4 protein-coding genes are annotated in these 6,030 nt (G+C 60.5%); all 4 read right to left on the minus strand.

Annotated elements, in window-relative coordinates; all coding sequences use genetic code 11:
- Positions 1-204 precede the first annotated feature (204 nt).
- Entirely contained in the window at positions 205-1,020 is an 816-nt protein-coding gene (locus AC1DS3_RS33725) for an alpha/beta fold hydrolase (protein WP_441632900.1), read from the minus strand.
- A 185-nt stretch (positions 1,021-1,205) separates the two neighbouring features.
- Positions 1,206-2,429, minus strand: coding sequence for a xanthine dehydrogenase family Fe-S subunit (locus AC1DS3_RS33730; protein ID WP_441633180.1), 1,224 nt, complete (start codon positions 2,427-2,429; stop codon positions 1,206-1,208).
- A gap of 64 nt (positions 2,430-2,493) precedes the next feature.
- Entirely contained in the window at positions 2,494-3,348 is an 855-nt protein-coding gene (locus AC1DS3_RS33735; protein WP_477109170.1) for an FAD binding domain-containing protein, read from the minus strand.
- On the minus strand, positions 3,345-5,726 hold the full coding sequence (locus AC1DS3_RS33740) for a xanthine dehydrogenase family protein molybdopterin-binding subunit (protein ID WP_477128875.1): 2,382 nt from the start codon (positions 5,724-5,726) through the stop codon (positions 3,345-3,347). The genes AC1DS3_RS33735 and AC1DS3_RS33740 overlap by 4 nt, the downstream gene beginning before the upstream one ends.
- Positions 5,727-6,030: the final 304 nt, after the last annotated feature.

Genomic DNA, 6,030 nt, shown 5'->3' on the forward strand with positions numbered 1-6,030 from the left:
ACGAATCAGGAAGCCAGGCCGGTCCCACATAACTTGACGAACAGGGCTGAAGGGCAGCGGAACTGAGGACTTAGCCGGCTCGATTGGACTGTTCTTTTTCTTCTTCTGAGCGGGAGCGCGCCTTGTGGTCATCTCGGAATTGCTGGTGTTGTCATGCGATGAGTGTATCACTCCGATGGTTGTGATAAGGAAACCAACTACGGCTCATTTCTGCGATAACAGATCGACCTTGAGGTACTCACCAAGAAGACGGTAAAAATCTCCCTCATCATCCCACGGAATCATATGTCCCGCGTTGGCTGCAGTGCATTGCACCAGACCCGGTGCAAGCGTTTTGATCTCCGCCAAATCGTCCGGCAGCAATACGCCCCCGCGTCCTGCCGCCATCAGAAGTCCGGGGATATGCAGCCTCGGTAAGTCAGCGTGGATGTCGTCCAGATGGAACCCGTAGTACGCTTGTACGACAGCGTCCTCATTGCAGGTGTGCAACCATTCGGCCCGCAGCCGCAGTTGCTCCTCAGACCAAGTCGGCGCGAAGGGGCGAAGTTCTTCGGCTGTCGTGCCCTGCGCGGCTAGCCGAATTGAGTCTACATACCAGGACAGCGGAGTCGGGTAGGTACGGCGGCCGGGACCGGTCATTGGCGGATCGATTAGCAGCAGCTCGGCTATGCGCTGCGGATTGCGAGCCGCGGCGCGAATCGCTACTCGAGCGCCCATCGAGTGGCCCAGCAGCGTCCCGGATGGCCATGCCAGGACGTCCAGTAAGTCGAGCACGTCCGACGCCATCGCATCCAGGCTCGCGTTGATGCCAGGCGTGCTGGACGACAAGCCTCGGCCGCGGAAGTCGAGGACATGGACATCGTAGTGACGTGCCAATCGCTCGGCGACGAAGCCCCAAGTAATGGCTGGGCTTGTGATGCCCGGCAGCAGGAGTAAGCGAGGCCCTTGCCCTCCATAGCGCAGCAGGTGAAGGCGCACCCCGTTGGCGCGCACGTGATGACCGTAAGGCAATGAACTCATTGAAACTCCTGAGCGGCTTGTACGTGGACAAAAAGGCAGACGTGTGCACTACGGAGACCTGCTCGACGTTAACTAGCCCGCTGCGTAGGTGCTGTTGGCTCCGATGCGAGTTATCCGGGCCTTCAGCGCTCCTGCACGTTGATCTCGAGATTTGAAAATCTGAGGGGCGGGTCGAGCAAGCCGCTTTACGCCTGTGGGGGCTTTCCAAACCACCCACGCACGCGATTCCAAAGCACGCTCCACATCATCCCGGCGATCGAGACCGAGGGCTGTGGCTTGTCGGACGGCGCCGTTTGTCCGCTGAGGCGGTACGTGATTTGCTTGCCGAAGTCGGCCACCATGCGGCGCACGAAGTCTTTGACGAGACCGGAGCGCGAGAATTGCGCTAACGGTCCCTGCAAAGCGTACACCATGTCCACATGAACACGGGTGTTGTCCGCCGCCAAGGTCTCCAGTCGATAGGTAATATCTCCTTGGGTGCGCGAATTGCTCAGGCTGTCTTGACCGGCACCGCGAAGCACAGCGCGCTTCGCAACGTCGTCACGCTCCAGCCGCGCCGCACCTGCGAAGGCCGCCGACATCGGACCAAACTTGATGGCAATTGTGCCCCTGACCTTCTCACCCTCGTGCGAGTCGATAGTCGCGCCAGGTAGGCACGATGCGACCGCAGGCAGGTTACCCATGAACTCCCATACCTGCTCCAGCGGGTACGGTACATCGAAATTGACGTCAATACAGTTGCCTTTAGCTTTCGCTTTCGCCATTGCGGCGGGGTCGACATCCGCGAGTTCCGTATGTGCGGCCGACGCAGCAGTTGACGGTCTCCTCGACAGTTGAGACGCCTTTTGCAGCGAATCCGTCATGAATGGGGGCGTAGGCGAACATGATTTTGGCGCCGTCGACCTTGGCTGATTTGCCTGCGTTGGAACGGAGGCGCAGTTGATTGCAATCGCGCGTGATGCGTGCCACGTCTCACGCAACTTTTGGACTCGCGGGTCGGGCGAGTTACGCTGATTTTGCAGTACGTCCAAGATCGCGTTCACGATGCCTTGGTATCCAGTACAACGGCACAAGTTTCCAGACAACTCAAGACGCACCCGTGCCTCGCTCGCGTCAGGCAGACGAATTACGATGTCGCGCGCCGTGGCGAGCATGCCGGGCGTGCAGAAGCCGCACTGCAGTGCGTGGTGGCGCGTGAATGCTGGGCGCAGCAGTTGCATCACTGCATCGTCGTCGTAGCCTTCGATCGTTGTGACCTCGTGGCCCTCACATGCCACGGCGAAGGTGATGCACGAGCGTGCCGGTTGACCATCGATCAGAACCGTGCAAGCGCCACAGACACCGTGCTCGCAGCCCAGATGTGTGCCCGTGAGATGCAACTCGTCACGCAAAAAGTCGCCGAGGTGCATTCTCGGCTCGGCTTGCCGGCAGACGCTGCGGCCGTTCACTTGAATGGAAATGGGGTCCAAGTCTTCACTCCGATGGGGCTTGTCGCCGGGCAAGAACGCCGGCTTGCTCTAGTGCACGCTCAACGCATGCTGTAAAGAGCTTCTGATCGCAGAGGTCGCGCTCGGGAAGCGCCGTGCTGACGGCCGCACGCAGTTGCTCACGACTCGCGGCGTTGGCGCCCTCGCTGGCGATCGTGGCCGCGAGGTCTTTCAGGAGGATAGGTGGCCCATCGACAGCTCCTAGAGCGATGCGCGCGCAGTTGCGCGCGGCGTCGAGATAGACCGCCGCGCTAGCTTCAGCGAATTCGCCGGGCTTGCGGCAAAACTTGTAATACCCCCACCGCGTGGTACTCGTTTGGGACGGCACAGCGATTGAGACAATCAACTCATCAAACTCGAGCACGGTTGTATAGGCGCCGAGCATGAACGCATCAGCCTCAACCGTGCGTTCCCCGCGCGGGGACCTCAAACGGATGCGCGCACCCAGTGCCGCGAGCGTGACGACCCAGTCAGCCGCGGGGTCGGCGTGTGCGAGGCTGCCCCCGACCGTGCCGCGCGTGCGGATAGCGCGATAGGCGATGCCCGCCGCGACCCGCTGCATCGGATGCTGCACCAGGGGCTTGTGCAGGCCGTCCTCGATTTCGGCGTGCGTGACGGCGGCGCCAATTTCGATAGAGTCGGCCATTTGACTAACGCTGCGTAGGCCTGCGATGTTGGCAATCTCAACCACCTCCGATGGCCGCGCCAGTCGCAAGTTGAGCATCGGGCCGAAAGACTGGCTGCCGCTGATCGCTTTCGACGCTCCGCGACCCTTGGCCAATAGCTTCAGCGCCTCATCCACCTCGAGGGCTCGTGTGTATGCGAATTTAGCGGCCTTCACTTCGTGCCCTCCTGTTCCTGTTGCGAGGCCTCGAGAGCCTTGAGCAGACGACGTGGTGTTAAAGGGGTCATAAGTAGCTCCGCAGCGCCAGTGCCCTGCAACGCGTCATTTACCGCGTTGAAGATTACTGCGGGGGGCGCAATTGCGCCGCCTTCGCCCACGCCTTTGGCGCCGAACTCGGTGTGGGGAGACGRTGTCTCGAAGTGATCGATGCGAATGCGCGGCACTTCGGTTGCGCCAGGCAGGATGTAGTCAGCTAGCGTGGAAGCCAGTGGCTGACCCTGATCGTCGTAAGGACTCTCCTCGTACATCGCGGTGCCGATGCCTTGGGCAATCCCTCCGATGGTCTGCCCCTCGACAATCATGGGGTTGACGATCGTGCCGCAGTCTTCGACCACCACGTAGTCGAGGATTTCGACATTCCCCGTTTCGGTGTCGACCGCGACAACTGCCGCGTGGCTCGCATACGTGAAAGTGCCGGTGTCGACTTTGGGCTTATACGCACGCGACACTTCCAACCCACCAAGATGGACGTTGGAAGGCAATTCTTGTGGCGTGAGATACCAGGCACGTCCCACGTCGGCCAGGGAAATTGATTTTTCGCCCGCGAAGGCGCGCCCTTCCAGCAAAACGACGGCTTGCGGCTCCACTCCCATCAGGTGGCCGGCGATCGCCTGCAAGCGTGGCAACAGCTCCTTGCATGCGGTTGAGATGGCGCCGCCTGACATGACTGTTGCGCGGGAAGCGTACGTGCCCGAAGAGAAGGGGGTCAGGGCGGTATCGCCGTGAACGACTCGGATGCGCACGATGGGGATCCCCAGCACGTCGTGCGCAATTTGGGCGAAAGTAGTCTCCATGCCCTGGCCATGTGAATGCACGCCGACTCGAACTTCGAGTCCTCCGTCCGCAGTCAATTTGACCGAGGCCTGGTCGTGTCCAGGCACGACCGGCAACCCCCAGGTGGCGAACACCGACGTGCCATGGGCGGACTGCTCCGTATAGGTTGCAGTGCCGATGCCAATGCGGCGTCCATCCGGTTCCCCACGAGCCTGACGCTCCCGCACCGCCTCGACTCCAATCATCTCCAGCGCACGCTTGAGACTTTTTGGGAAGTCGCCGCTGTCAAAGTGCTTGTTGGCAACGTTGACATATGGCATCTGATCGGCCGGAACCAGGTTCTCCATGCGGACTTGCCAGGGCTCGCGCCCGACCTCACGCGCCAGTGCGTCCATCAAGAGTTCAATTGCGAAGCACACTCCCGTTCGCGCCACGCCCCGGTAGGGCATGAAGCCTGGTTTGTTCGTTGCGACGCAGACTGTCTCGCAGCGATAGCCGCGAAAGGTGTATGGGCCCGGCAGATTCCCAAGAGCCTGACCTGGCTCCAGACCGATGAAGAACGGCCAGTACGAATATGCGCCTCCGTCGATCGTGATCACCGCGTCCAATGCCAGCACCTTTCCAGTTCGATCCGCATAGGCTGTTACCTGATAGTGGTGCTGACGCGTGTTGGCGCCAACGATCAGGTGTTCACGCCGGTCTTCGAGGTAGCGAAATGGCCGTCGGTAAGTCTTGGCCAGCCACGCGATGCACAGATCTTCCGGGTACAGCATCCCTTTGTAGCCGAAGCCACCGCCGACGTCGGGCGACACCACGCGAACGGCCTCTTCAGGCATATCAAGATGCTGTGCTACTCCGGTGCGCACCAGGTGCGGCACTTGCGTTGCACTAACCACGACGAGTTGATCGGCCTGGAAGTCCCAATAGGCCAACACCGACTTGCCCTCCATGGGTGCAATGCACTGGCGTGAGAGCTCGATGGTGCGGCTGACTTTGACCTCTGCCTTGGCGGCGAGTTCGTCGAAGTCGCGGTCGGCTCGCAGCGTCAAAAAGACGTTGTCTTTCCATCCGGCATGCATGAGTTCACCCTCAGCTGCAAGCGCAGACCAAGAGTCGTGATAGATGGGCAACTCCTCATACGAGACATGCACTTGCTCAAGCAGGTCCTCTGCGACCGCACGCGTCGGGGCGATGGCCATAGCCACTGCCTCTCCCACGAAGCGTACCTTGCCGCTGGCCAGTGGCGGCAGCAATGACGGCTGATATGTTGGCAGCGACGAAGGTGAGCCGATGTCTGCTGCGTCCGCCATCATCTCGCGCAGAAACACTTGCCCTGTCAGTTCCTCCGGAAACTCGACACCAGTGATGGTCGCGTGCGCCAAAGGGCTGCGCAGAAAGGCGACTTCGTGCATGCCCGGTATCACGAAGTCGCCTACGAAGTTCCCTTTGCCCGCCAAATGACGGGCATCCTCCTTGCGCAGCACTCGCGCCCCGATGCCTTCGCGCTTGCGTAGCCGCGCCGGGATTTCAGTCTGGTCCATGATTTTCCTTGGTCTTGATCACTTTGCGTTGCGCTGGAGCGCGTTGAGCGTGTAGCCGTCGCTCGCCTTCCACGGTCCCGTTGCTCAACGCATCGGTGAGTTGCAGTCGAGGCACGATTGAAGCCCTTGTTCAAGTGATCGAAGTTTAGGAGACGTGAGGTCTCCAGGGGCGTGCCGCTCAGCAGCCTTGCCGTGCTCCAGCGCAACCGCCGTCCGTAAAACTGCATACTAGGCATAACACTGAGTAATTATGCGCGTCGTTGGGCTATCTCTATTATCAGTAGAAACCCTAATGTCATGGTAG

Source organism: Cupriavidus sp. 01L46 (genome assembly GCF_056399905.1).

Coding starts and splice junctions, on each gene's coding strand:
- AC1DS3_RS33730 (WP_441633180.1), bottom strand. CDS start 2,429: ATGCACCTCGGCGACTTTTTGCGTGACGAGTTGCATCTCACGGGCACA.
- AC1DS3_RS33725 (WP_441632900.1), bottom strand. CDS start 1,020: ATGAGTTCATTGCCTTACGGTCATCACGTGCGCGCCAACGGGGTGCGC.